This window comes from Microbacterium sp. A93 (genome assembly GCF_051842835.1).
Map to the genome: position 1 here is coordinate 38,176 of NZ_JBPXMT010000014.1, position 26,056 is coordinate 64,231.

At 68.8% G+C, this 26,056-nt stretch carries 23 protein-coding genes; 8 read left to right on the plus strand and 15 right to left on the minus strand.

Annotated elements, in window-relative coordinates; translation table 11 throughout:
- Positions 1-111 precede the first annotated feature (111 nt).
- Complete coding sequence (locus ACSU1G_RS28690) at positions 112-867, plus strand: GNAT family N-acetyltransferase (protein ID WP_439284078.1); 756 nt, start codon at positions 112-114, stop codon at positions 865-867.
- Positions 868-954: 87 nt separating this feature from the next.
- Complete coding sequence (locus ACSU1G_RS28695) at positions 955-3,399, plus strand: DEAD/DEAH box helicase (RefSeq protein WP_439284358.1); 2,445 nt, start codon at positions 955-957, stop codon at positions 3,397-3,399.
- On the opposite strand, the gene ACSU1G_RS28700 is transcribed toward ACSU1G_RS28695, so the two are convergent.
- From ACSU1G_RS28700 to ACSU1G_RS28735, 8 genes are all read right to left on the minus strand, one after another.
- Positions 3,312-3,758, minus strand: coding sequence for an Rv3654c family TadE-like protein (locus ACSU1G_RS28700; protein ID WP_439284080.1), 447 nt, complete (start codon positions 3,756-3,758; stop codon positions 3,312-3,314). The two genes, ACSU1G_RS28695 and ACSU1G_RS28700, sit on opposite strands and share 88 nt — an antisense overlap.
- Entirely contained in the window at positions 3,755-4,144 is a 390-nt protein-coding gene (locus ACSU1G_RS28705; RefSeq protein WP_439284082.1) for a TadE family type IV pilus minor pilin, read from the minus strand. Before ACSU1G_RS28705 ends, ACSU1G_RS28700 begins: the two co-directional genes overlap by 4 nt.
- Before the next feature lie 78 nt (positions 4,145-4,222).
- Entirely contained in the window at positions 4,223-4,495 is a 273-nt protein-coding gene (locus ACSU1G_RS28710; RefSeq protein ID WP_439284084.1) for a DUF4244 domain-containing protein, read from the minus strand.
- Between the two features lie 146 nt (positions 4,496-4,641).
- Complete coding sequence (locus ACSU1G_RS28715) at positions 4,642-5,112, minus strand: type II secretion system F family protein (RefSeq protein WP_439284086.1); 471 nt, start codon at positions 5,110-5,112, stop codon at positions 4,642-4,644.
- On the minus strand, positions 5,109-5,771 hold the full coding sequence (locus tag ACSU1G_RS28720) for a type II secretion system F family protein (RefSeq protein ID WP_439284088.1): 663 nt from the start codon (positions 5,769-5,771) through the stop codon (positions 5,109-5,111). The genes ACSU1G_RS28715 and ACSU1G_RS28720 overlap by 4 nt, the downstream gene beginning before the upstream one ends.
- Positions 5,755-7,194 (minus strand): TadA family conjugal transfer-associated ATPase, encoded by a 1,440-nt coding sequence (locus tag ACSU1G_RS28725; RefSeq protein ID WP_439284090.1) that lies wholly within the window; start codon positions 7,192-7,194, stop codon positions 5,755-5,757. The genes ACSU1G_RS28720 and ACSU1G_RS28725 overlap by 17 nt, the downstream gene beginning before the upstream one ends.
- Positions 7,191-8,387, minus strand: a complete 1,197-nt coding sequence (locus tag ACSU1G_RS28730; RefSeq protein ID WP_439284091.1) for a hypothetical protein — start codon at positions 8,385-8,387, stop codon at positions 7,191-7,193. The genes ACSU1G_RS28725 and ACSU1G_RS28730 overlap by 4 nt, the downstream gene beginning before the upstream one ends.
- Before the next feature lie 338 nt (positions 8,388-8,725).
- A complete protein-coding gene (locus tag ACSU1G_RS28735; protein WP_439284093.1) occupies positions 8,726-9,472 on the minus strand; it encodes an alpha/beta hydrolase in 747 nt (248 codons plus the stop codon).
- Positions 9,473-9,634: 162 nt separating this feature from the next.
- On the opposite strand from ACSU1G_RS28735, the gene ACSU1G_RS28740 reads away from it, so the two are divergent.
- Positions 9,635-10,408 carry an SDR family NAD(P)-dependent oxidoreductase gene (locus tag ACSU1G_RS28740; RefSeq protein WP_439284095.1) on the plus strand — a complete coding sequence of 258 codons (774 nt, stop codon included), beginning with the start codon at positions 9,635-9,637 and terminating at the stop codon, positions 10,406-10,408.
- Positions 10,409-10,586: 178 nt separating this feature from the next.
- Here the strand turns inward: ACSU1G_RS28740 and ACSU1G_RS28745 are convergent, their stop codons facing one another.
- The gene (locus tag ACSU1G_RS28745) at positions 10,587-11,624 is read right to left on the minus strand and encodes a transketolase family protein (protein WP_439284097.1); all 1,038 of its coding nucleotides are present in this window, start codon (positions 11,622-11,624) and stop codon (positions 10,587-10,589) included.
- Positions 11,621-12,484, minus strand: a complete 864-nt coding sequence (locus ACSU1G_RS28750; protein WP_439284099.1) for a transketolase — start codon at positions 12,482-12,484, stop codon at positions 11,621-11,623. The genes ACSU1G_RS28745 and ACSU1G_RS28750 overlap by 4 nt, the downstream gene beginning before the upstream one ends.
- 621 nt (positions 12,485-13,105) lie before the next feature.
- Between ACSU1G_RS28750 and ACSU1G_RS28755 the strand changes: the two genes are divergently transcribed.
- The 3 genes from ACSU1G_RS28755 to ACSU1G_RS28765 all read left to right on the plus strand — a co-directional run bounded on the left by ACSU1G_RS28755 (position 13,106) and on the right by ACSU1G_RS28765 (position 16,828).
- Positions 13,106-13,765, plus strand: coding sequence for a GntR family transcriptional regulator (locus ACSU1G_RS28755; protein WP_439284100.1), 660 nt, complete (start codon positions 13,106-13,108; stop codon positions 13,763-13,765).
- Between the two features lie 619 nt (positions 13,766-14,384).
- Positions 14,385-15,914: a GntP family permease gene (locus tag ACSU1G_RS28760; protein ID WP_439284102.1), complete on the plus strand. Its 1,530-nt coding sequence runs from the start codon at positions 14,385-14,387 to the stop codon at positions 15,912-15,914.
- Positions 15,915-15,949: 35 nt separating this feature from the next.
- Positions 15,950-16,828 (plus strand): NAD(P)-dependent oxidoreductase, encoded by an 879-nt coding sequence (locus ACSU1G_RS28765; RefSeq protein WP_439284104.1) that lies wholly within the window; start codon positions 15,950-15,952, stop codon positions 16,826-16,828.
- A gap of 71 nt (positions 16,829-16,899) precedes the next feature.
- Here the strand turns inward: ACSU1G_RS28765 and ACSU1G_RS28770 are convergent, their stop codons facing one another.
- From ACSU1G_RS28770 to ACSU1G_RS28780, 3 genes are read right to left on the minus strand one after another with little or no spacing between them, the layout of a single operon-like run.
- Positions 16,900-17,721 (minus strand): NUDIX hydrolase, encoded by an 822-nt coding sequence (locus ACSU1G_RS28770; protein WP_439284106.1) that lies wholly within the window; start codon positions 17,719-17,721, stop codon positions 16,900-16,902.
- The gene (gene nth, locus ACSU1G_RS28775; protein ID WP_439284107.1) at positions 17,718-18,515 is read right to left on the minus strand and encodes an endonuclease III; all 798 of its coding nucleotides are present in this window, start codon (positions 18,513-18,515) and stop codon (positions 17,718-17,720) included. Before nth ends, ACSU1G_RS28770 begins: the two co-directional genes overlap by 4 nt.
- Entirely contained in the window at positions 18,512-19,780 is a 1,269-nt protein-coding gene (locus ACSU1G_RS28780) for a hypothetical protein (RefSeq protein ID WP_439284109.1), read from the minus strand. The genes nth and ACSU1G_RS28780 overlap by 4 nt, the downstream gene beginning before the upstream one ends.
- Before the next feature lie 268 nt (positions 19,781-20,048).
- Here ACSU1G_RS28780 and ACSU1G_RS28785 point away from each other — a divergent pair, with 268 nt between their 5' ends.
- Positions 20,049-22,118, plus strand: coding sequence for an acetate--CoA ligase (locus ACSU1G_RS28785; RefSeq protein WP_439284111.1), 2,070 nt, complete (start codon positions 20,049-20,051; stop codon positions 22,116-22,118).
- 205 nt (positions 22,119-22,323) lie between these two features.
- Here the strand turns inward: ACSU1G_RS28785 and ACSU1G_RS28790 are convergent, their stop codons facing one another.
- Both ACSU1G_RS28790 and ACSU1G_RS28795 read right to left on the minus strand, forming a co-directional pair.
- On the minus strand, positions 22,324-22,464 hold the full coding sequence (locus tag ACSU1G_RS28790; RefSeq protein ID WP_439284113.1) for a methionine/alanine import family NSS transporter small subunit: 141 nt from the start codon (positions 22,462-22,464) through the stop codon (positions 22,324-22,326).
- A gap of 1 nt (position 22,465) precedes the next feature.
- Positions 22,466-24,151: a sodium-dependent transporter gene (locus ACSU1G_RS28795; RefSeq protein WP_439284115.1), complete on the minus strand. Its 1,686-nt coding sequence runs from the start codon at positions 24,149-24,151 to the stop codon at positions 22,466-22,468.
- A gap of 348 nt (positions 24,152-24,499) precedes the next feature.
- On the opposite strand from ACSU1G_RS28795, the gene mftF reads away from it, so the two are divergent.
- Positions 24,500-25,984, plus strand: a complete 1,485-nt coding sequence (mftF, locus tag ACSU1G_RS28800; RefSeq protein WP_439284361.1) for a mycofactocin biosynthesis glycosyltransferase MftF — start codon at positions 24,500-24,502, stop codon at positions 25,982-25,984.
- The last annotated feature ends 72 nt before the right edge of the window (positions 25,985-26,056 follow it).

The following is a 26,056-nucleotide window of genomic DNA, read 5'->3' on the forward strand; positions in this document are numbered from 1 at the left end:
GCGTGCCGGGTGTGTACCGCAGGCTACGGACCGGTGACGATTTGGCTGGATTCGGCGGTGAGCAGGCCCGGGCCCGTTCAGGTTCCGTCTGCGGCGGGTTAGTCTCCTCCTATGACTTCTGCCCTGAATGACGCGCTGGTCAGCACCTGGGTGACCGGCTGGTCCCGCTGCCGAAACTATGAAGTGCACCATGATGGTGCCGTCCACGCCGCCCTGCGCGGTGACCTCCAGTCTGGAGACCGCCAGGAGGCAGAGTGGTCCGGTCAGGAGGGCCAGGAAGCGGGCCACGAGTGGGAGTACATCCTGGCCAATCCGGACGAGGCCGCCCTCAAGGCCGTGTCCGCCGAGGTCCAGAACAATCCCGGCCGGCTGCTGACGGTGGTGGGGACGCCGCCCACCGTCCCCGCAGACGTGCCGCTCCGGGCCATCTCCTCCGACGAGGTGTTGATGGTGGTGGACATGGGCGGACAAGACGTCGAGGCCCCGATCGTGCCCGAGGAGTTCGCGGCCGAGGTGCGGCGCAACGATCCGGACTGGTTCCTGTTGACCATCACCAGCACGGACCAGCACCCCCAGGGCGAGGGCGCCGTGGCGGCCCGCGGCCGGGTGGCCGCCGTGGACGGCTATGCGGTGTTCGACCGCATCTGGACCGCCCCCGTCTTCCGCCGGCAGGGCCTGGGCTCCCTGGTGATGCGTTACCTCGCCTCGTTGGTGCTGGAACATGATGTGGAGAAGGGGCTGCTGGTGGCCGGCGCGGACGGCCAGGCCCTCTACGGTCACCTCGGCTGGACCGAGCTCGCCGCGGTCACCGTGTACGGCGCCGCCCAGGACGAGAACCGGAACCCGTCCCACTCGGACGCCGACTGAGTGGACGGGGCCGGGCCTGACGAGCCTGACGAGACTGACGAGCCTGACGGTCAGGCGCGCACGGACGATCCCCGGGATGCCGAGGCCCTGATCCGTCTCCTCGGCCGCCGGATCGTCCCGCCCCAGCTCCTCCACGTCCGGCACCTGCCCGAACGCCGGGCCGTCACCGTGCCGTGGCCGGAGGGCACTCCGGAGGGTCTGATCCACGCCCTGGGCGGATCCGGCGTCCTGGAGCCCTGGCGGCACCAGGCGGAGGCCGCCTCCCTCGCAGCGTCCGGGGCCCACGTGGTGCTGGCCACCGGCACGGCCTCGGGAAAATCTCTGGGCTACCAGTTGGCCGCCGGAACCGCCCTGCATGACGATCCCACGGGCACCGTGCTGTACCTCTCCCCCACCAAGGCGTTGGCCGCCGACCAGTTGCAGGCCTGGCGGGCCCTGGCCCGGGACGGGGCCAGCTGGTTGCGCCCGGCACCGTATGACGGGGACACCGACGTGGCCGACCGCACGTGGGCCCGCGAGCACGCCAACGTGCTGTTGACCAATCCGGACATGCTGCACGTGGGGATCCTCCCGCACCACGAGCGTTGGTCCCGGTTCTTCCGCCGGCTGCGCTTCGTGGTCGTGGACGAGGCCCACGTGTACCGCGGGGTGTTCGGCTCCCATGTGGCCGTGTTGCTGCGCCGGCTGGCCCGGGTCTGCGCGCACTACTGTTCGGACCGGGGCACTCCGGGCAGGGCTGCGCTGGGTCGGGTGGGCGTGCAGACCAGCGGGCCGGTGTTCATCGGGGCGTCGGCCACCAGTGCGGACCCGGCAGAATCCTTTTCCCGACTGATCGGCGCGGAGGCCACGGCCGTGACGGCAGATGCCTCCCCCCACGGGTCGGTGACGGTGGGCTTCTGGGAGCCCGAGCTGACGGACAAGCGGGGTGAGAACGGGGCACCGGTGCGCCGCTCGGCCACGGCGGAGGCGGCCGGGATGATGGCGGACCTGGCCGTGACGGGCACCCGGACCATCGCCTTCATCCGCTCCCGCCGTGGGGCCGAGGCCATGGCCTCCGCCGCCAAGCGTGAGCTGGCCGAGGTGGACCCGTCCCTGCCGTCCCGGGTGGCGGCCTACCGTGCCGGGTACCTGCCCCAGGAGCGCCGTGAGGTGGAGACGGCTCTGCGGACCGGGCGGTTGCTGGGTGTGGCATCCACCCCGGCGTTGGAGCTCGGCATCGACATCGCCGGGCTGGACGCTGTACTGGTGGCCGGTTGGCCGGGCACGCGGGCCTCGTTCTTCCAGCAGGTGGGCCGCGCCGGACGCGCCGGGCAGGAGTCCGTGGCCCTCTACGTGGCGGGCGACGACCCACTGGACACCTATGTGGTGCACCACCCCGAGGCCGTGTTCGAGCTGGCCGTGGAGGACTCGGTCACGGACCCCACCAACCCGCACATCCTGGCCCCGCACCTGTGTGCCGCGGCCGCCGAACTCCCGTTGGTCCCGGACGGGCTCGGGGCCTTCGGGGACCCAGGGCAGGTCCGGGCCCTGGTGGAGCAGCTGGTGCAGGAGGGATACCTGCGACGGCGGCCGGCCGGCTGGTTCTGGACCCACCCCGAGCATGCGGCCGGCTTGGTGTCCCTGCGGGACGACGGCGGCGGGCCGACCAACATCATCGACACCGAGACCGGAGCCCTGCTCGGCACCATGGGCTCCCCCCAGACCCATTACCAGGCCCACCCCGGCGCCGTGTACGTGCACCAGGACCGCACCTACCTGGTGGAGGACCTGGACGAGGACGCGCACGCCGTGCTGGTGACCCGGGCCTGGCCGGACTACTTCACGCAGGCACGCGACATCACGGAGATCGAGGTCCTGGACACCATGGAGCGGGTGGATGCGGGTGAGCTGCAGTGGTGCACCGGCCCGGTGAAGGTGACCACCCAGGTGGTGTCCTATCAGCGCAAGGCCCAGGTCTCCGGTGAGGTCCTCGGCGAGGAGCCGTTGGAGCTGCCGGCCCGGGACCTGTTCACCACGGCCGTCTGGTTCCACTGCCCCTCCGAGGTGCTCGTGGCTGCGGGGCTGACCATGGACCGGTTGCCCGGTTCCCTGCATGCGGCCGAACACGCCATGATCGGCCTGTTGCCGATCGTCGCCTCGAACGACCGCTGGGACATCGGCGGGGTGTCCATGGCCCTGCACCCGGACACGGGTCAGCCCTCCGTCTTCGTGTACGACGGCCACCCCGGCGGTGCCGGCTTCGCCGAGCGGGGCTTCCACGAGGCCGAGACCTGGTTGCAGGCCACCCTGGACACCGTGCGCTCCTGTGCCTGTCCCTCGGGCTGCCCCTCCTGCGTGCAGTCCCCCAAGTGCGGCAACCGCAACAACCCCCTGGACAAGGACGGGGCGGCCACCCTGCTGGCGTTCGTGCTGAATGCGGTCCGGGCCGCCGCCGCCCGCACGCGTCACCCGGGCGTCCCGGGTCCGGGCAGCGACTGGTCCGGGGCTGAGGAGTGGGGGATCGACGGGGCGGGAGGACCGGCCCGGGACTGACCGTGCGCGGGCCACGGCAGGGCGGAGTCGAAACGGGTCTGCACCCGCGCCGTGCCGTCACCCTCGGCCGTGCATGCGGTCATCACGGCCCCGTGGCGTTGGACCGTCTGGGCTGCCAGGGCGCACGCGTCCGCTGTCACGAGCCCGCGAACGGCGTCCGCGGCGGCGAGAGCGGCCAGATCAGCCGCACCGGCAGCCCGGGTGGCCGCCGTGACCGAGGTGCCCAGGGCCGCGGTGGTGCCCAGCAGCACCAGGGTCAGGAACACCGTGACCAGGACGGTGATGCTGCCGGCACCGGAGTCGGCAGCCGGGCTGTGCGGGCCGTCGGTGCAGTGCGGGACGTGCGGGCCGCTGCTCATGGCGATCCCACAGAGCCCGGAGACGCCGGAGGGACAGCCCACTGGTCCGGAGCGTGAGCCGTGGCGTCCAGGGTCCAGCCGTCCCACCAAGCCAGAGGCCCCGGTGGGGCGTGGTCTACCGTCACGGAGACCCATCCGGCGGATCGTTCGCTGCTCAGGCCCGTGGCCTCGCCCGCCATCCGGCGGACCGTGGCCTGGGCGTCGGCAGCACTCTCCCCACGGGCCAGTTGGCGGACCGAGGCCACCGCTGCCTCCTCCAGCCGCACCTGCTGCATCGTGGCCACACCGGCGAGCAGTCCGGCGACCAGGACCAGTGCGGCAGCCGGCAGCATCACGGCGTACTCGGCGGTGACCGATCCGCGGTCAGGCGGGTTGTCGCGGTCCATGGCGTCCTCCAGTCGTAGACGGCTGCTCCGGGGCCCACCACCTGGGGAAGGCGGCGGGCCCCGGGGCGTGGGTATCCCTCAGCCGAAGCTCAGGGCGTTCTTGACGATGTCCAGAAGCAGTCCCTGGACGTCCGCACCCGCCAGGATGACGGCGAACACCCCCGCGAAACCGACGGCGGCGAGCGTCACGATCCCGTACTCCGCCGTCTGGGCCCCGGTCTCATCGCCCCAGTCCGGCCCCCGGCGCAGGTCGGGAGCCGAGGGCAGGTCCTGAGTCAGGTGCCGGTCTTGGTGTTCCGGGTGGCGCTGGTGGCGCTGGTCCCGGATCTCGGCGTGCAGGGTGGCAGTCATGGTGTCTCCTCGATTCGTGGGGCGGCGGCCGGTGGTGGACGCCTGGTCCCAGCCTGTGGTGGTCCGGACTGCCGTGGGGGTCGGGTGGGCCCGGTTCTGGATGGATCCGCCACATGGGAAGGGTGTGGAGGAGTGGGCGAGCCGGTTCAGGGCAGCAGGGCCAGGACCAGCGGGATCACGCCGAGACAGATGAAGGAGGGCAATTGGCACAGCCCGAGCGGCAGGACCAGACGCGTTCCCAGTTCCGCCGCGCGTTGCTCGGCCCGCCGTTTGCGGTGGCGTCGGAGGGAGGACGCGGTGGACCGCAGCAGGGCCGCCGTCGGCGCCCCCGTGACGTGCGCGAAGCGGAGCTCTCCTGCCAGTTCCTGCAGATCCCGATCACTGGCCTCCGGTTCGTGGGCCGTCCACGCGTCATCCCACTCGACACCGACCTGTAGCAGCAGCGCCACCCGGCGGACCGGACCGGCGCCGGGCAGGTGGGTGCCCAGCAGGTCGAGGCCGGCGACGAGCGACTGCCCGGAGTCGAGCAACCCTGCAAGCAGGTCCAGGGCCACGGCGGCGTCCAGAGTGGTCTCGGCGAGGTCCTCGAAGGCCGGTTCCGGGTGATCCGTGCTCATGGGGTGGACTCCGAACGCCGGATGAGCGCGCTTGTCCAGAGATGCCCGACGACGGCCAGGGCACCGCCGGTGCCCACCACCAGCCACCCCAGTGGTCCGGACAACAAGTCCACCGGCGAGGCGCCGAGGGCGGCGGACATCCCGATTCCGGCGAGGGGAAGGAACCCCAGCAGCCTCGCCGTGGAACGCGGTCCGGCGGCCGCCGCCTCACGGGCCTGGTGGGCGTCCTGCCCCTCCTCCAGGGCATCCGCCAGGCGGTCCAACAGTCCGACGAGGGGGACACCGGCCTGCCGGGAGACCTCGAGGCAGCCGGCCAGCTGCCGCCAGTGGCGGCCCTCCCCCGGGCCGCGGACACCGGCGAAGGGTGGTCCCCCGAGCAGGACCTCGACGTCAGCCTCCACCAAGACGTGGTGCAGGCAGCAGGCGGCCGGGGTCCCGGGGACCGAGCGGCAGCCCGTGTACAGGCGGGCCAGCTCCGCCCAGAGCCGTTCGGGCCGCCGCCCCGCCTGCAGCAGGGCCGCCGCGCGGCGCAGCAGGGCGATGAACGCCTCGGCTTCCCTCTCCCGGCGGCGGAGTGCCTGTCCGGGCCACCATGGCGCCACACCGCGCACACCGCGCACACCGCGCAGATCATCCTGCCGCTCAGTCGCCCAGGACATGGCGCCCTCCCCGGTGCCGGCCACCGGGACCGCTGATCCTGCTGGGTCCGCCAGCTCCGCCGGACTCGCCGGGTCCGTCGGCTTCGCCGGGCCCGCCCGTCTCACTGGTCTCGCCGGTCTCACTGGTCTCGCTGGCCCGGATCCTGCCCTCGCCGGACAGGGCCCCCAAGAGGTCCCGTCCCGGCCCGGGAGTCAGGGCCGTGCCGGTCAGGGACCAGGCCGGGACCACCCGGAGCGAGGCTGCCCCGGCTCCGGCGCGGTCGACCACGGACAGCTCGACCGGGTGACGGCCGGCGTCCGTGCGTTCCAGGTGCAGGATGGCATCCACCGCACTGGAGGCCTGCAGGGTCAGTGCCTCGGCCCCCAGTCCCGCCAAGGCCCCCATGGCCAATAGCCGGGCCGGAACGTCCGTGGTGGAGTTGGCATGGAGTGTTCCCGCGGCACCCCGGTGACCGGTGTTCATGGCGGCCAGGAAATCCGCCACCTCTGCCCCACGGCATTCCCCGACGATGAGACGGTCTGGTCGCATACGCAGGGCCTGCCGGACGAGTTCGGCCAGGGGCACGCCACCGGCCCCTTCGGCGTTCCCGGACCGGGCCTGCAGTGAGACCACGTGGCCGTGGCGGGGGCGCAGTTCGCGGGTGTCCTCCACGGTGATGATCCGTTCGTCGGCGGGCACCTCTGAGAGCAGCGCCGAGAGCAGGGTGGTCTTCCCTGATCCTGTGGCCCCACTGATCAGGAGGTTGGCGCGGGCGTGCAACAGCTGCCTCAGGGCGGCCAGCCAGACCTCACCGTGCGGCCACCCGCGGGCGAGGTCTTCGAGTCTCGGTGGCTCCGGTGCCGCCAGCCGGACGCTGATCTGGGTTCCCCCGGCAGCCAGGGGCGGCAGGATCGCGTGGACCCGGGCACCGTTGACCTGCGCGTCGCCGAACGGCTGGCCCTCGTCGAGCCGCCGTCCACCCTGGGACAGGAGCCGGACGGCCAGCCGTCGGGCCTCCTCGGCGCCCACACGCGCGCCCGTGTCCTGCAGTCCGTCCATCCCGTCCGTCCAGACGGTCCCGGCGCCATCGACGAGGACGTCCGTGACGCCGGGGGTCCGTGCCGGGAAGGCCAGCGGCCCCAGCCCGGTGAGGTCATCCGTCACCGCCCTCATCTGCTCGGCGGCCTCCTGTGGGGTGACCACGGGCAGGTGCCGGCGCACGGCCTCCGCGGCCAGTTCCGGTGGAACAGTGTCCGGCCGCAACGTCTCAGCGCTGCTCCGTGACCGCACCGGGTCGGCCAGCCGGCCGGCCAACCACCGTTGGGCTCGCTGCCGCCCCGCCGTCTGGGCCTCGGGCTGAGCTGTGGACCGGCGCAATGACCGTCCCGTGCCCTGGCGCCGCCCCGCCGATGGGGGCGGCTCCGGCGCCCATCCCCTGCTCATGAGTGGCTCCTCCCGGCTAGGACACCACCGGTGCCGGATCCGGTCCCTTGCTCCAGCCTCAGCCCGATCTCTGCAGCCAACCGACGGCCGGATCCACGGCGGGCCGACCTGCCCCAGGCGGCCATCGACGTCCCCGCCCAGTCGGCCGGACGGAAGGGCAACGTCCCGGCCGCGCCGGCGGTCTGCAGCACCACGTCCGGGCGGACCTCGAGTCCGGGGGGCAGGGGCCGATCCGTGCACAGCACCACGGGCGTCCCTCGGGCCGCAGCCGCGCGGGCCTGGTCCAGGTCCCGGCCTGCGTCCATCACCGTCCAGGGGGATGACTCGTGCGCCACCTGCACACACGCCTCCCGCTCGGCCCACAGGGACCCGTGCGTCTCCGGAGGCTCGGACGGCACCGGCCCGTCCCCCGGCGCCGCCCAACCCCACCACCGCACCCCGCCGGCACCGGGCAACCGGCCCATCAGTGCGGGCCCGGGGACCGGGACGGCACCCGTGGACTGCCACCCGAGGCGGCCCGAGGCGGGGGGCTCGAAAGCGCGCAGCCGCGCGCTGAGGCTGCCGCCGGGTCCTTGGACATCCACGAGTACGCCGCGGCCGGGGCCGGCCCCCAGCATGGTCAGCGCCCAGCTCAGCCCCGGCCACCGGGCGTCCCCGTCCGGCCCGTCTCCCTGGTGGACCAGAACGGCCGCCCGGTGCGGGGACGTGGGTCCGGTTCCCGCCGGAACCGCTCGGGCCAGGGCCCGGCACAGCTGCCGGGACTCGGCCGGCAGCCCCAGCGCACCGTGGGGCACGGCCGACCCGCCCAGGGTCACCGGAATCACCGGCCGGTCCGGATCCCTCGGCGGAGCGTCCGGCCACGTGTCCGGCCACGCGTTCGGCCAATAGTCCGCCCAGGAGTCCGGCAGGGCGCCCGGGAGGGTATCCGGCGCAGCATCCTCCTCCGGGGCGAGTCCCCACAGGATGAGCGCCGGCGGGACCGCCGCCGCGGTGACGGCTTGCTCGGACCATCCCTCGGATCGCGGGACCACGTGTAGGCGGTGGCCCACCGCTGCCACGCAGGCCGCCACCTCGGCGCGCAGGAGGTCGGTCAGGAACCGGTCACCCCCGATCAGCCCATGGGAGGCGCGCGCACCCGACTCAGGCGGGGCGACGAACACAATGGACAGTGGAGAGGATGCATGGGCGGCCATGGATCCAGACTGGCCGCCCACCGTCGGCGGTGAGGCCCGCAGGAGCCCACCTGTGGAGGACCGGCGAGACACCGGTCACCTGTGGAGGAGTATCCCGGGCCTCCTCAGCCAGGAGGCCCGGCTGAGCTCCACTGCCGTTCACTTGACCGGCTCCAGACTGCTCTGTTGCCGTGGTCCGCAGGAACAACAGGAACAACAGGGCCAGCACCCCGGAAGAGACACTGAACGTCCCCAGTTGAATGGCAGTTCTGCCCGTTATGCCGGGTCGGCATCAAAGTCGGAATAGAACGCGGAGTGATTTAACCGCCCGGTTGAGCATGAGACTGGGCTCGATGTGATCATCCGTCAGCCGCTCGGTGGGTCCTAGGTTCGTCGAGCCATCCCCGCGTCGACAACCAGGCAGCACACAGGTCCGGCCAGGCTTCAGGCTCTCCGGTGCCCTGAGCTAGCCCGAGGCCGTGCGGTCCCTCGGGGAAGACATGCAAGGCGTGGGATACACCATGGCGTGCCAGGGCCTGAGCCAGGAGATAGGAGTGCTGCACGGGAACCGTGGGGTCATCGGCGGTGTGCCAGATGAAGAAAGGCGGCGCCGACGGGGTCACCAAGCGGTCCAGGGACGTAGTGGCTCGTGTCTCGGGAGGAGGAGATGCGCCCAGAAGTTCTCGTTGGGATCCCCGATCCGTGTCAATTTCCATGGACACCACCGGATAACAGAGAATGACCGCTTCGACTCGCTCGGAGGCCGTGGCCGAAGTGGTCAGTGCGGCATGGCCGGCCAGATGACCACCTGCAGACGATCCCACCAGTGCAATCCGCTCAACACCGTGGCTCCTGATCCGGCGTATCTCAGCCCTTACCGCTTCCAATGGAGCAGGATGCTCAGTGCGCACCGGATAACGGAAGACACTCGCAGAGAGGCCCAGCAGGCGGAGCCATTCAGCTATGGGCTCCGCCTCGTTCTCTGCATAACCGGAATAGCCACCTCCGGGAAGGACGATGACGTGTCGGGTGGACACCGCATCACCTGGAAGTCCGTGCTGGCTGGGTGAAGGGTCGTCGGGCTTTGAGGAACGATTTGACTCCATCACCACAGCATCCCACCAACCCGACGTTGACTGTCAACAGTCGACTGAAGTATCGTGATGTAGCACACGGTCGTCGGCTGCGTCACGAGGCCAGCACCCTGGGTTTGTCCGGTTATGACGACGCCTGTGGACTGTCTATTTCTGACCCATTCGAGGAGCATCATGTCGAGCACTCAACGCACCGCTGTCATCACCGGCGCCACCTCAGAGAAGGGCATCGGAGTCATCACCGCCCGACGCTTCGCCCGTGAAGGCTGGGGGGTCGTGATCCTGGATCTTGATGGCGTGAAGTCCACCGAGGTCGCCCAGCACATCAGCGAAGAGTTCGGCGTGCCCACACTCGGCCATGCGGTCGATGTGTCCGACGAAGCCGCCGTGGACGCGGCTCGTGAGGCGGTGGTCGCCAAGGTGGCAGCCGGCAACCTTCCCCCGGTGGGAGCGGTGGTCAACATCGCTGGCATCACTTCCCCGGTCCCGTTCCTGGAAACCACCCTGGAGCTGTGGCACAAGGTCATGGACGTCAACGCCACCGGCACCTACTTGGTCACCAAGGCGTTCCTGCCACAGATGATTGATAGCGGCTGGGGCCGGATTGTGAATATGTCCTCGGTCTCGGCCCAGCGCGGCGGCGGGGTGTTCGGCAAAGTGCCCTACTCCGCGGCCAAAGCGGCGATCCTCGGCTTCACCAAGGCCCTGGCCCGGGAGTTGGGCCCGACCGGGGTGACCGTCAACGCGGTAACCCCCGGGGCCGTGGACACCAACATCCGGGTCGGCAGCACCCCGGAGCAGGAGGCTGCCATCGCGGCCGACGTCCCCGTAGGCCGCACAGCCACAACCGAAGAAGTCGCCGGAGCCATCACCTTCCTGGCATCCGAAGACGCTGCCTATCTCACCGGCGTGACCCTGGACATCAACGGCGGCAGCCATATTCACTGAAGTTCTTCCACCCGCGCCACGGCGCCCTGGCCCTCGGTACTCCGCGGTCCAGGGCGCCGTCGTGCTGCCGGAGACGGTCGGGCGGAAGCCACCAGCTGCATGACCACAACCCCGGGCGCACATGGGAGGGGCCGGACAGATAACTCTCTGCCCGGCCCCTCCCATGTGCCCAACGGGCTCAGTCCACGCGCTCGGTGCGCTGGGGGCTGAGCAGCGATTTGACCCGCTCGGCGATCTTTGCGGTGGAGACACCGTAGCGGTCGTTGAGGGTGGGCAGTGCGCCGGCGTCGAGGAACTCGTCGGGCAGCCCGATCGGGGTGATCTGGCGGAAGATGCCATCCCGAACCGCGGCGTGGGCGACGGCGTCGAAGAGCCCACCGATGATCGTGTGGTTCTCGCAAGTCAGCACGAGACGGTCCCGGGCCAGTTCGCGCAGGATGGTGTCCTCGTCCAGCGGCTTGAGCGTGGGCACGTGCAGCACGGCCACGTCCACCTTGTCCGTGGCCAATTCCTTGGCGGCCTCCAGCGCCCGCTCAGTCATCAGGCCGGTGGAGATGAGCAGGACGTCGGCCCCATCGCGGAGCATCTTGGCCTTGCCGAGTTCGAAGGTGTAGTCGTATTCGTCCAGCACCCGAGGGACCTTGCCACGCAGGATGCGCGTGTAGGTAGGCCCATCGTGGGCAGCCAGCTGCGGGACGGCCTGTTCGATGTCCACGGCGTCGCACGGGTCCACGATGGTCAGGTTGGGCATCCCACGCAGGATCGCCACGTCTTCGGTGGCCTGGTGGGAGGGCCCGTAACCGGTGGTCAGCCCGGGCAGGGCGCACACCATATTGACGTTGAGGTTAGCCTCGGCGATGTCCAGGCACAGGAAGTCGTATGCCCGCCGGGTGGCGAAGACAGAGTAGGTGGAGGCGAACGGGACGAAGCCCTCCATGGCTAGTCCGGCGGCCATCCCCAGCAGAGCCTGCTCGGCCATGCCGACCTGGTAGAAGCGGTCCGGCATCGCATCGCGCAGGATGTGCAGATCTGTGTACTTGGCCAGGTCGGCAGACAACCCTACGACTCGTTCGTCCCGTTGGGCCAGTTCTACCAGGGCGTGGCCCAGGGGTGCCTGGGTGACACGCTGCCCCTCTCGGGCGAGGGAGGCGCTCATCGCATCGGAGGTCAGCTTCTTCTTCGGGGCTGCTGTGTTGGTATTCGGGGTGGTGTTCATGCCTGAAACGACTCCTTCAGTCGGTCGTGGGCCATCTGCCATTCGTCGGCGGCGACGGTCATGAAGTGCAGCTTCTCGCGGTTCTCGAGGAAGTCCACACCCTTGCCGAGCTTGGTGTCAGCGATCAGGCACCGCGGCTGGGCTGCGTCCAGGTCCCGTAGCTCATCCAGAGCAGTGAGCACCGCGGCGACGTCGTTGCCGTCCACGCGGCGCGCGACCCATCCGAACGCTTCGAACTTCGCTTCGATCGGGTCCATCCCCAGCATCTCGCTGGACTTGCCGTCGGCCTGCTGGTCATTGAAGTCCACGATGGCGATCAGGTTGTCCAGCTTATGGTGGGCAGCCACGGCTGCGGCCTCCCAGGTGGAGCCCTCATTGAGCTCTCCATCAGAGAGGATGTTGTAGACGAAGGCTGGGTTCTCCTTGCGCTTCAAGCCCAGAGCCACCCCGTTGGCGATCACCAGACCGTGGCCAAGAGAACCACCGGAGATCTCCACCCCGGGGGTGTAGGAGGCCATTGACGACATCGGCAGGCGCGAATCATCAGTGGCGTAGGTTTCCAGTTCCTCCAGTGGGAAGAACTTCGCCTCGGCCAGGGCCGCGTAGAGCGCGATCGCGTAGTGACCGATAGAGAGCAGGCAACGATCCCGACCCTCCCACTGCGGGTCTTCCGGGCGCAGGTTGAGCTGGTCGGCGTAGAGCACAGCCAGCACATCGGCGATGTCTAGGGCCTGGCCGATATAGCCCTGCCCCTGAACCTCACCCTGAATCAGGGCATTGGTGCGGATCCGGAAGGCCGCCTCCTTGATCCGCTGCAGACGCTCTATCTCGACCGCATCGGGGTCGGTAGTACTTGGCATGAGCTTCACCTCGGGTATTTGGGTCCTGAAGCGGACGATGGACGGCAAGGCGACAACATAAGGATTCAAGTGCCTATCGAGGCGAGGCACACGGCCAAGAGGGAATGCTCCGATCGGCTCACGCCGACTCGAATATCCCCAGGACCGGGCTGCCACGGGAGGGCACCTAATCCATCTCACCCTGCAATGTTGACGGTTAACAGTGAATCATGTCACCTTGCCGATCACAAGAGCAGAGCCCCCCGAAACCCGGCGCCCTTGCTAACCGGGCCTTTCCAAAGTCACGGCTCCGCACCGTCAAGACCTCTGAATGGCTATCTTTGCCGACACCCACCCGGAGATCGTCATACAGAATCCCCCGGGCCGACACAGCAAGGCGTTGAGATCGAAATCTGACCACCTGTCTCCGTCGACGGTTAACGGACCAGTATGATCAATGCATAGTCGAGCCCTCGGCACCCGCACTCCGGGAGCAGCTTCGGGCTGGCGCCGAACGTGAGCTCCAAGGCCGCGAGCCGTCCTCTGCTGTCACCGGTGTCAACGCAGCACTGACCAGGCAGTGGCCTTGACCGAGCGCCTTCGGCGCTCCCGGCTCCACCACTTTGCGAAGGACTTCCCCCGATGACCACTCAGCCGACCGCCCTGACCGGACTGGCCAAGGTGAACCTGCGCGAGCAAGCCTTGTCCGCGCTGCGCCGGGCCATCACGACTGGCGAGCTGCCGCCGGGAACCCACTTGGTGGAGACAGAGGTCTCCGAGCAACTGCAGATCAGCCGTGGCACCCTGCGCGAGGCCATGCGCCAGCTCCAGCAGGAAGGGCTGATCACCGCGGGGGAGCGGGGCCGGTTGTCTGTGCGCAGCCTGGACGCCCAGGAGATTCTGGACATCTTCGCCGTGCGGGCAGCCCTGGAGTCGTTGGCGGTCCGCACGCTGAGCCAGGCGGGGCACCGTGATGCGGCCGTCGTCACCCTCCGCGAGGCCGTACGGGCCATGGAGGCAGCCGTGGACGCCACCCTCGAGGAACGCATCGAAGCTGACCTGAATTTCCACCGCACCTTGTGCCAGCTCACCGGCAATGCCGTGCTACTGCACTCGTGGAAGGCCCTAGAAGGCTCGATCAGCATGTCCTTCTTATGGGCCGGGGTGGTGCGAGCGGTGGGAAACATGCGCGTGGACCGGCACACCGCAATCGCCGACGTCATCGCGGCCGGAGACCCGGCCGCCGCAGCAGACCACATGCTCGCCCACATGGACGAAGCCGCGGCCAACCTCGTCTCCTGACTCCCCTCTCCGGCGGACAGGCTGGCCCACCCAGCCGCGACGGCAGGACCGCAGTGCGATCAAACCTGCAGGGAGCAACCCATCCCGTTGCCACGACCTGCTGTCGCCTTGGGAACCTCGATCGCGCCAGTCGATCGAAGCCAATGCCGGGTGATCACTCGATGGTTGGACGACCGGCGCTTCTGAAATTGATCCACCAGCTGCCTCCTCTTCTGCTACCGCAGTAATTTCCGAGGGAGACGGCAAGCCTTCCTCTGCTGCCCTTTCGACGGCTTCGAACCCGCTCTTTGCTCCCGAACCGGTCACTGACGCGGATGTCGAGAGAAGATTTCGCCCGGGCGATCCACTCTGACCGAGACGCGCCGTCGCAGGCAACCGACCGTTTCGCAGGTGCCCCCTCTCCACCCCTTGCGCTTCTTCAGCGTGTTGTGACACACTTCACGACAGAGTTCGTTGACTGTTAACAGTCAACGAGCGGTCATGACTGGTCGACATGCGACTGAGCCACAGTGGATGGCCCTTCACGGGGCCGGTTTCAACGCCACGAAGTTCCCGCTGGTCGACTGGCCCGCCGAACCACGAGTGTCAGCGGACGACGAGGAGTCACGGACTCGACTCAATGCCGTCCACCGAGGCCCCGGTCGTCTCGATCGCCGACTATTCCCTGCTCGACCACCATCCGACTGCCGGTAACTCCGGCGCTACCCGTTATGGAGAAGACATGGACATAATCGTCCTCGTCCATCTCGCCATCGCAGTCATCGGCATCGTTCTGATGATCGTCTGGGCGAAGATCAACCCCGTCGTCGCCCTGGTCGTCGGCGCACTGTATCTCGGCGTCGCTGCCGGTCTCGGCTTCGACGAATCAGTGGCAGCCGTCAACATCGGCTTCGGCAATCTCATGGCCGAAGTGGGCCTGATCATCGGCTTCGGCGTCATGATCGGCACCACGCTCTCGGCGACCGGCACGATGCAGCGCGTCGTCGACGGCCTGCTCAAACTCGTCGGACCGAAGCGATCGCCCTATGTCCTGGGCCTCACCTCGGGCATCATCTTCCCGTCGATCTACTTCGACGTCGCCCTGGTGATCCTGGCGCCCCTCGCCGGCACCATCGCCAAACGGACCGGCAAGAGTATCGCGACCCTGGCCGGCTCACTGGCCATCGGTCTTGAGGTCGGCCTGCTCATCGTGGTTCCCGGGGTTGCGGCAATCGCGGTCGCCGGACCGCTCGGGGTCGACCTCGGCACCATGTTGCTGTGGGGCATCCCCCTGGGCATCTTCTTCATCATCTCCAGCATCTTCCTGCACGACCTGATGATGCGGAAGTTCTTCAATCCGGCGACGGACCTAGACCCCGGCTTCGACGATTCCCTCTTCGGAGAGTCCATCGAGGAGGAACGCGCCCGCCTCGAGGCGCATCGCGAGACGGATATCACCACCAAGGGCACCACCGAGGTCGCCGGCAGCTCCGCGGGCACCCTGGTCGTGACGGCCCCCTCCCGCCAGCTGCCACTGGTGGTCTCGATGCTCCCGGTCATTGTGCCGATCCTGCTCATCATCCTGGACACCGTCACCGGCATCCTGGGCCAGGAAATCCCCGTACTCGGCTTCTTCGGCAGCCCCGTGGTCGCCCTGCTCATTGGCCTGATCATCGGCATCCTTCTCGCGATCCCCGTCGTCAAGCGCGACGGCATCGACGACCTGCTCACCCGAGGCGCCCAGACCTCCGGCTCGATCCTGCTCTTCACCGGCGTCGCCGGATCTCTCGGGCAGGTGATCACCGAGGTCGGCATCGGCGACATGCTGGCAACCGTGTTCCAGGCCAACGCAGCGATACCGGTCCTGCTGACCTGGACGGTGGCCGCGGTCCTGCGCATCGCGCAGGGATCGGCATCGGTGGCCGCCATCACCGCAGCCACCCTGCTCGCCCCCATTATGGGCTCCGTCGACGCCCTGCCGATCTTGATCATGCTGGCCGCTGGCACCGGCGCGGCGTTCGGGGCGCACGTCACCGACAACACTTTCTGGATCTTCAAGCAGATGCTGGGATTCACGACCAAGGGAACGTTCAAGATCTACACCCTCGCCCAGTCCACCTTCGCTGTCATCGGCCTGGCCGTGTGCCTCCTGCTCCAGCTCTTCCTCTGAGCCCACCCCACCTCCAGACACCTAAGGAGTCATTCATGTCACCATCGCCACTTCGCCGTGTCACCTTCATCGGCATCGGTGCCATCGGTCTGCCGATGGCAGAGCAACTCATCGAGGCCGGGTTCGATGTCACCGGCGTCGACCCGAGCGCGGAACAGCGCGAGAAGGCGACTGCACGAGGACTGCACACCGAACCGACACCGGAATCCGCGGCGGATGCGGACGTCCTCGTGTGCATGGTCGCCACACCGGAGCAGCTGCGCGCGACGACGCTGGGCGAGAACGGATTGCTACGTCACCTGAGGGACGGCAGCATTCTGGTAGTGATGAGCACCGTCGGACCTCAGGCGGTGCGCGAAGTGGCCGAAGCAGCCCGGCCAACCGTGCGAGTGCTCGACGTCCCCGTCACCGGGGGCGTTGCCCGGGCCATTACCGGGGATCTCAGGCTGTTCGCCTCGGGATCCTCGACGGCGATCGATGATGTACGGCCGATCCTCGAAGCATTCGGAACGATCATCGATTGCGGTCCGACGATCGGCCAAGGCCAGTCCTACAAGGCGGTCAACCAACTGCTGTGCTCGGTACACATCGTCGCCGCAGCCGAAGCACTTGCCCTCGCGGAACAACTCGGCCTGGATCCGAGGAAGGTACTTCCCGCCGTCTCCGGTGGCGCGGGAGGATCATGGATGCTCTCCGACCGTGGCCCCCGCATGCTGGAAGGCCTCGACGCCGAGGTGACCAGCACCATCAACATCTTCGTGAAGGACTCGACCCTGGTGAAGGAAATCGCCGACGATATCGGATTCGACGCGCCGATCATCACAGCAGCGCAGGCAAAATACCTGGCCGCGAAGGAAGCAGGCTGGGGGCAGAAGGACGATTCCCAGGTCATCCAGACCTACCGCCAGCAATGATCCACGCCCGCGCACTCATGACACCCGCCAGCCGGATCCAACGATCTTGGGTCAATCATGAGCCAGAGGGCTCATAGAAAGTTGGCGCGGGTGTCCTCGGGCTGCGGCACGGGCATGGTGGAGTTCCAGTCGGTGATGTCCACGATCCGCTTCCGGTCCCAGTCCTGGCTCCAGCCCAGCAGGTCCAGGATCCGATCGATGAGGATCGCGGTGAACCCCCAGACCAGTGTGTCCGAGACCAGGAACGCCGGGCTCCTGAAGACTTGGGCATTCCCAGCGGCCCCCCTCCTCATGGCCGTGGTGATGCGGTTGGCGGGGTCCACGAGATCAGCAACGGGCACCCTGAACACGCGGGCGGCCTCCCCCTCGTCCACCACGAAGACGTCCGAGGGCCGGTCCCACCAGCCCACCACGGGGGTCACCTGGAAGTTCGAGACGGTCAGCGGCGCCGGCGGGAGGCAGCCGATGACCCGTACCCCGTCCCGGTCCAGCCCGGTCTCCTCCTCGGCCTCCCGCACAGCGCAGTGGGCGTGGTCCACGTCCTCGGGGTCCTTCCGCCCGCCGGGGAAGGCGATCTGGCCCGGGTGCTGGCGCAAGCTCAGGGACCGCTGGGTCAGCAGGAGGTCCAGGTCCTCGGGGACGGCGGAGGCGTGGAAGTGCGCCGGTTGGTCGTCGAGCGCCCCGAACAGCACGAGCACCGCCGATTCGACCGGAGGCTCCTCACCGGGCGGGGGCACCAGGGTGATGCCGAAATCCCAGCCGCGGCCGCCGTCGTCGGGAATCCGGTGTTCCTCCGGCAGCCGCGGGGGCCGGGCCGCCAGGTCCGGGTCCAGCGTGCCGTACCGGTCCACGAGGCTGCGCAGGTCCGCGAGCGCTCCGTCGATCTCCATCATGCTCCCAGACTGTAGCCCTCGGCCCGCAGCTCGGCGCGGCTCGCCCCCGCCAGCATCTTGGCCAACAGCTCCTCGCGACCCGGGGCCAGCTCGTATTTCAGCAACCGCGCTGCCGCTTCCGGATCCGTCTCACCGGCACCGTAGGAGGGGCACCAGCGGGCGACGGGGCAGGCCCCACAGGCCGGGCGCTTGGCATGACAGGTGCGCCGGCCGTGGAAGACGAGCCGGTGGGAGAGCATGGTCCAGTCGCGGGGTTCGAACAGCTCCGCGACCTCGTGTTCGACCTTGACCGGGTCCTGCTGTGCGGTGAACCCTAGCCGCCGGGCCAGCCGGCCGAAGTGGGTGTCCACCGTGAGACCGGGGACCCCGAAGGCGTTGCCCAGCACCACGAACGCGGTCTTGCGGCCGACGCCGGGCAGCTTCACCAGCGCGTCCACGGTGCCCGGGACCTGGCCCCCGTGGTGCTCCACCAGGGCGCGGGACAGCCCCTGGATGGCCGTGGCCTTGTTCCGGTAGAAACCCAGCGGTCGCACGATCTCCTGGAGTTCCCGCTCGTCCGCGTGCGCCATGGCCTCGGCATCCGGGAACCGGGCGAAGAGCCCCGGGGTGGTGGCGTTGACCCGCACGTCCGTGGTCTGGGCGGACAGGACCGTGGCCACCAGCAGCTCGAAGGAGTTGGTGAAATCAAGCTCGGCCACCGCGTACGGGTAGGTCTGCGCGAGCACGCGGTTGATCTTGCGGGCCCGACGCGTGCGGGCCAGGGTGCTCTCGCCGGTGGTGGGGTCTCCGGTCACGCGCGCTCGATGTCCGTCAGGTCCCTCAGCACGCCGGTACGGCCATCCGTGTTCTGCACCAGGAACTCCTGGCCGCGGTCCTCGAGGGCCAGGATCCAGCCGCCGGGCTCCAGTTCGAAGACGGGATGGCCGTCCTCCGGGGCCACGGCCGAACGGCGGGTGCCCACCGCGAACCAGAAGGCCTCGTACTCGGCCGGCTCCGTGCCCCGGGGGGTGGGTGGTTCGGACGCTGCAGCACCGGCGAAACCGGTGGAATCGGTGAAACCGGTCTCTGAGGCGGTGCCGGTGTCCTGGGGGAAGTCGGTGGCCTCGGTGGTGTCGGCGGCCGATGCGCCGAAGGCCGCCGTCGCGGAGGCGGCGGCTTCGTCCGTGGACCGCGGGCGGACCCGCGTCATCCCGAGTTCCTCATCGATCTCGGCCCCGGTGGGTTGGCCATCTGCTGGCCCGTCTTCCTGGTCGCCGGTCTCTGCCGACGCCCGGAACTCCTTCGGGGACTCCGGCGTGGTCGGCTGGCCGTAGGCGGGGCTCGGGAAGCCCTCCGCCTCCGTGCCGGTGGCATCGTCCCGTCCTGCAGCGCCGGCGGCGAACTCCGCGTCCCCCGCGCCGCGGGTATCCGGCTCAGCGGACGTGTCCCAGACGTCGGCGTCCGGGCCGGATCGATCCTGGACCTCGCCCGCGTCAGGTGCCGGGGCCGGCGTCGGGAAAATGTCCGCAGTGCGGCCTGGAGTGTGGGCCGAGGACTGGCCCGGGCTGCTGCCGGCGCGCGCAGCCGGAGACCCCGCGGATCTTGCGCGTCCTGCGGCCCCGGTGACCAGTGGCGCCACCAGTCCGCGCAGCGGGGAGGTCACCACGAGCCCGAGCCCGCCGGCCAGGCCGATGAGCAACACGGGGTCCAGGGTGGTGGCGAAGGTGATGAAGTAGAAGGCCAGCGCGAGCCAGGCGGCCACGTGCGCGAACTGTTCGGTGCTGAGCGAGCCCAGCCGCGGACCGGCGTCGCGGACGTCACGGGCGGAGGCCCCGGAGGCGGCGCGGGCCAGCTGGAACCCGGCGGCGGTCAGCGGCAGCAGGACACCGATGCCGATGAAGAACAGGTTGTAGGCGCCCCAGAGGTTCACGCCCCACCGCACCGTGATCAGCGGGATGAGCGATCCGGCCAGGACCACGAGCGCGGAGGCGAAATAGCCGACATCCCAGCTGGTGAGCCGCAAGCCCGCGCCGCGGCCGCCGGCGGGCGTGGTGGTGGATGAATCCGGTGCTGTGGTCATGCGGTTCCTCCTGATATCCCCCGGGCACCCGCCGCAATGGGAGAGCCGGGCGATGCATCCAGACCGAGCGGTGATCGCCGGTTCCCCTGTGGATGGTCTCAGTACCATTGAACCAGCAGCACCGGAGGTTGTCCCCTGATCGTCGCACTCCGTGTCATAGGGCCCGCCGGACCGTTAGGCTATGACGGCAGGCCGCCTGTGACGCCCGTTACACGAACTGTGGATCGTCCGGCGGCCACCACGTGACCCGCGCCATCAAGGAGTACGCATGAGCACAGCAGCGTCCAACGAACCGGCAACCCCGTCTGCAGCCACTGCCGGCGGCGGAACCATGGACACCCTCTCGCACGAGCACCGCAGCTTCCCGCCCTCGGCGGAGTTCGCCGCGCAGGCCGTGGCGGGAGTGGACCGCTATGAGGAGGCTGCCGCAGACCGGCTGGGCTATTGGGCGAAGCAGGCCAGGGAGGTGTTGCACTGGGAGCAGGACTTCTCCGAGGTCCTGGACTGGTCCGACGCCCCGTTCGCCAAGTGGTTCGTGGGCGGCACCACCAACGCCGCGTACAACGCCCTGGACCGCCATGTGGAAGCCGGTCTCGGTGACCGCGTGGCCATCCACTTCGAGGGCGAGCCGGGCGACACGAAGTCCTGGACCTACGCCGAGCTGGCCGCGGAGGTCCGCCGGGCCGCCAATGCCTTCGAGTCCCTGGGCGTCACCAAGGGCGACCGGGTGGCCGTGTACCTACCCATGATCACCGAGACCGTCATCACCATGCTGGCCTGCGCCCGGATCGGCGCCGTACACTCCGTGGTCTTCGGCGGCTTCTCCGCGGACGCCCTGCGCTCCCGGGTGGACGACGCCGAGGCCAAGCTCGTGGTCACCGCGGACGGCTCCTGGCGCCGCGGCAAGCCCTCCATGCTCAAGCCCGCCGTGGATCAGGCCCTGGCCGAGCCGGGCCACACCGTGACCAACGTCCTGGTGGTCAAGCGCAACGACCAGGACGTGGAGTGGACGGAAGGCCGGGACCTGTGGTGGCACGAGGCGCTGGCGGAGGCCTCGGACGAGCACGAGCTGGTCTGGCACGATTCCGAGCACCCGCTGTACATCCTCTACACCTCCGGCACCACGGGCACGCCCAAGGGCATCCTGCACACCACGGGCGGCTACCTCGTCCAGGGTGCCGTCACGCACCGGGATACTTTCGATCTGCACCCCGAGACGGACGTCTACTGGTGCACCGCGGACGTCGGGTGGGTGACCGGGCACTCCTACGTCACCTATGCCCCGCTCATCAACGGCGCCACCCAGGTGATCTACGAGGGCACCCCGGACTTCCCGCACAACGGCCGCTGGTGGGAGATCGTGGCCAAGTACGGCGTCACCATCATGTACACCGCCCCCACCGCGATCCGCACCTGCATGAAGTGGGGCCGGTCCGTGCCGGACAGCTTCGACCTGTCCTCCATCCGTGTGCTCGGCTCCGTGGGCGAGGCCATCAACCCCGAGGCCTGGATGTGGTACCGGGACGTGGTGGGCGGCAACGCCGGCGCAGGCACCAAGAACGACGACGGCTCCGTCACCCCGGGTGCCCGGAAACAGGATCCTGTCCCCATCGTGGACACCTGGTGGCAGACCGAGACCGGAGCCCACATGATCTCCCCGTTGCCGGGTGTCACAGCCACCAAACCCGGTTCGGCCCAGACGCCCGTGCCGGGCATCACGGTGGACGTGGTGGATGATGCGGGCGTCTCGATCGCCGGCGCCGGCGCCGGGTTCCTGGTGATCCGCGACCCGTGGCCGGCCATGCTGCGCGGCATCTGGGGCAACCCGGAACGCTACAAGGAGACCTACTGGTCCCGGTTCGAGGGCATGTACTTCGCCGGGGACGGCGCCCGCCGCGACGAGGACGGGGACGTGTGGGTCACCGGACGCGTGGATGACGTCATGAACATCTCCGGGCACCGGCTCTCCACCTCGGAGATCGAGTCCGCCCTGGTGTCCCACCCGATGGTGGCCGAGTCCGCTGTGGTCGGCGCCACCGACGCCACCACGGGGCAGGCAGTGGTGGCCTTCGTGATCCTCACCGAGGAGTACCTGGCGAACGGGGCGGTTGACCCGGAACAGGCCGAGGCCGATCTGCGCGCCCACGTGGCCTCCGAGATCGGGGCCATCGCCAAGCCGAAGCACATCATGGTGGTCCCGGAGCTGCCCAAGACCCGCTCCGGCAAGATCATGCGCCGTCTGCTCAAGGACGTGGCCGAGGGCCGCGATCCGGGCGACGCCTCCACCCTGTCCGACCCGACGATCATGCAGCAGATCGCCGAGTCCATGCGGAAGTAACAGCCCGCCGGGGGCGGCCTGCTCTCGCTCGCCCCCGGCCTCGGAGCACACAGCCGCACACAACCGCACACAACCGCACACAACCGCACACAGCAATCGTGCCGGGTCACAGTGATCATCACAGTGGCCCGGCACGATTGCTGTGGCACCGCGGCAATATGAGGCACCGCGGCATGGTGCGGCGCCGCGTATTGGCGCTTGTCGGTCAGGTGGTCGGGCCGGGGGCGATGCCCTCCTCACCCGAGAGGTGGTCCGGGTTCTTCAGCAGGTGGACCAGGGAGGCTGCCATGCCACCCCACACCACCACGATCGCAATGAGCATGAAGACGATGGCAATCGGGTCCATATCAGGCTCCCTTCGGAGGGTTGTCGGTCGGAGGATTGACGGTAGACGGCTGGGCAGTGGGCGGGCCGGCGCTGTGGCGCCCTTGACCGAAGGTGTCCCAGGCGACGCCCATGCCGGCGCCCTCGTGCTCGGGAAGTGCCTCCGGTTCGAGGTTGTCATTCAACTCCCGATCGAGGGCGGAGTTCTTGGCCCACGGGAGCAGGGACAGCAGGATCGCGATGAGGATGAGGGCGATCGACATGCCCCAGCCGAAGGTGTTCACAAACCACGCGGGTAGATCTCCGTAGCCGTCCTTGGCCTTGAGGACCACGTCCGAGACCCACATGTAGGCCAGCACGATCGGCAGGATCACGGCCACGAGGACCTTGTAGACCCGGCCCACCCGGAAGGAGGACACGGCGTTCAGGTGGCCGACCATGTTGTCCAGCCGCCGCAGCACCCAGGAGACCACCACCACGGCCACGAGGGCGGCGCCCACGATGCCGAAGTTGTTGGCGAAGGCATCCGTGACATCCAGGACGTTGAGCCCGGACGTGGTGGAGAACAGCAGCAGGGAGATGATCCCCGAACCGCCGACCACCACGATCACCGTGGTCCAGCGGCTCCAACCGAGCTTATCCTTCACGGCGGAGACGACCACCTCGAGGATGGAGATCAGCGAGGTGAAACCGGCGAACACGAGCGAGGCGAAGAACAGCACGCCGATCAGGACGCCGGCCGGCGCCTCGGAGATGATGGTCGGGAAGGCGATGAAGGCCAGCCCGATGCCGTTGCTCACCACGTCCGCGACCTCGACCCCGTTGGCCTGAGCCATGAAACCGAGCGCCGAGAAGACGCCGATGCCGCAGAGGATCTCGAAGCTGGAGTTGGTGAAGCCCACCATCAGGCCGGAGCCCGTGAGGTTGGTGCGGCGCTTCAGGTACGAGGAGTAGGTGATCATGATGCCGAAGCCCACGGACAGCGAGAAGAAGATCTGGCCGTAGGCGGCGATCCACACCTGTGGATCGGTCAGCACGCCCCAGTTCGGGGTGAACAGGGCGTTCAGGCCCTCCGGTGCGCCGGGCAGGAACAGGGCCACGATCACCAGGGCGATGAACATGATGAACAGGACCGGGATGCCCACCAGGGCGGCCATGGCGATGCCGCGCTGGACGCCGGCCCCCAGGACCACGAGCAGGATGATCCACACGATCAACATCGGCCAGAAGACCCCTGCGACGAACTCGAGGTTCGGGGCCACCCCCTCGGACACCTGCAGGTATTCCCCGAAGAAGAAGGTCTCCGGGTCATCACCCCACTTCTCGCCGAAGGAGAACCAGGTGTACATGGCGGCGTAGGCGATGATCGCGGCGTAGTAGACCCCGATCACGAAGCAGATCAGCACCTGCCACCAGCCGATGGACTCGGTCCACCTGCTCAACCGGCGGAAGGCCAGGGGCGGGGAGCCCTTGAAGCGGTGGCCGATCGCGTAGTCGAAGAACAGCAGTGGGATACCCGCCGTCAGCAGCGCGATCAGGTACGGGACGATGAAGGCCCCGCCGCCGTTCTCGTAGGCGACGTAGGGGAAGCGCCAGATGTTGCCCAGGCCCACGGCGGAGCCGATGGCGGCGAAGATGAAGGCCCAGCGGCCGGCGAACTCCTCGCGGGTTCGCTTGCCTCCCTGGGGCAGTGCGGTGTGTGTAGACACGGAGGTCCTCCCGGTCAATGACCCAACCGGCCTGGTCCGTACACCGTCCGTCAGGGGTAGGACGGCGGTGGACCAGCGGTGCGGTGCGAGAATGTGATGACGGCCACAGTAGTACAGGACGATCGGTTCACGCACGATTTGGGCCCCGGTCGTCGCTAGTCAGCCGCAGGTTCCAGACCGCCCAGACGGCCCAGACGGCCCGAGACGACCGGTCTGCGCCACCTTCACGGAAGGTTTGCTCCATGCCTTACGTTGGGGGTAGAGACATATGACCGCGATTTCAGTGGTGTCCAGAGCCATCGACAGCGCTGGCGGCCCGGCGACGGCAGAGGAGACTGCGTGAACGGTATGGAGTCAAGCCGTGACTGGGGCCCCCCGACGTTCCCGGAGCGGCCGGAGCGGGATATCGGCTCCGCGACGAGTGGCCCGCTGGCGTGGACGCCCGGGACCGCGTTGCGGGCCCGACGCGTTGCCCTGGGCGGTTCTCCGCGCCGGGTCACGGTGCTTCCGTCCGAGGTGCGGAGATTCGCCCTGCGTGTGCGCGCCGGCAGACGTTCGGGAGTCGTTGCGGAGACACCGCAGGAACAGAACGCTGCGATATTCCTCCTCGACCACGGGATCGTGGACCCGTTGCCCTATGACCGAGGACCAGTGGACGACGTCGAAGTCGTCGTGCCCGTCTACGGAGATCCCGGTCCACTCGAACGCTGTCTGGCGTCCCTGCAGGCCGAGGCGCTCCCAGTCACCGTCGTCGACGATGCCAGCCCGGAACCGCATGCTGGGCGGATCGCCTCGATCGTTGAACGACATGGCGCCCGCCTGATCCGTCACAGCGTCAACACCGGACCCGGCGGTGCCCGCAACACCGGCTTCACGGCGACGAGTGCACCCTTCGTCGCCTTCATCGATGCCGATGCCCTGGCCGGCCCCGACTGGGTGACCCGGCTGCGGCCACTGTTCGACGACGCCCACCTCGGAGCGGTCGGACCGCGAGTACGCCCGGATGTCCGAGGCGAGAGCGCCGTGGAGCTCTATGAGGAGACGCGCTCGGAGCTGGATATGGGCGCCGCGCCCAGCCGTGTCGTCCACGGGGTACCGGTGGGCTGGCTGCCGAGCGCGGCCGTCCTCGTGCGGCGCAGCGCGGTGACGGATCCGCCCTTTGAGCCGGGTCTTCGCGTCGGCGAGGACGTGGACCTGTTCTGGCGCATGGACGAGGCCGGATGGACGGTCCGCTACGTGCCTGATGTCGTGGTGCACCACGAACTTCGAGCCTCCTGGAGGCACTTCACGTCTCGCCGGGTGATGTACGGCAGTTCCGCGGCCTTCCTGGAGATGCGGCATCCCCGACGCCTGACTCCGGCTTCGCCGTCATGGTCCGGCCTGGGTGTCCTGGCTTCTGCCTCGACCGGCAGGCCCTGGATCGCTGCCGGCATCATCGCCTACGAACTGGCCCGCACGCGACGCCTCTACGGCCCCGAGATGCCATGGCGCGTCGTTGCTGAGGAGACGGCCCGCTCACTCGGGTCGGATTGGTTCTGGACGGGTCACCTTCTGCGCCGTGACTGGTGGCCCGTGGGCTGGGCAACGATCGCGCTGACGCCGCGGTCGGCGCTGGCCCGCGGAGTCGCGGCAGCCATGGTGTGGGAGCCGGTGCGCGACCACATCCTGCGTCCGACACGCCTCGATCCGGCACGCAGCCTGCTGATGAGATTCCTCGACGATGCGTCCTATGGCACCGGTGTCATCATCAACGCGATCTCCGAACGCGTGCCGAACGTCATCACCCCTCGACCGCGGTTCCCCCGGTGGCCCCGGAAGACGAGACGTCGGTAGGTTCCGCCGCAGGGGAGGTGGGGTCCACCGATCCTCAACGGTCATCGCTGCCCGCTGAACCGTTCTGGTCCG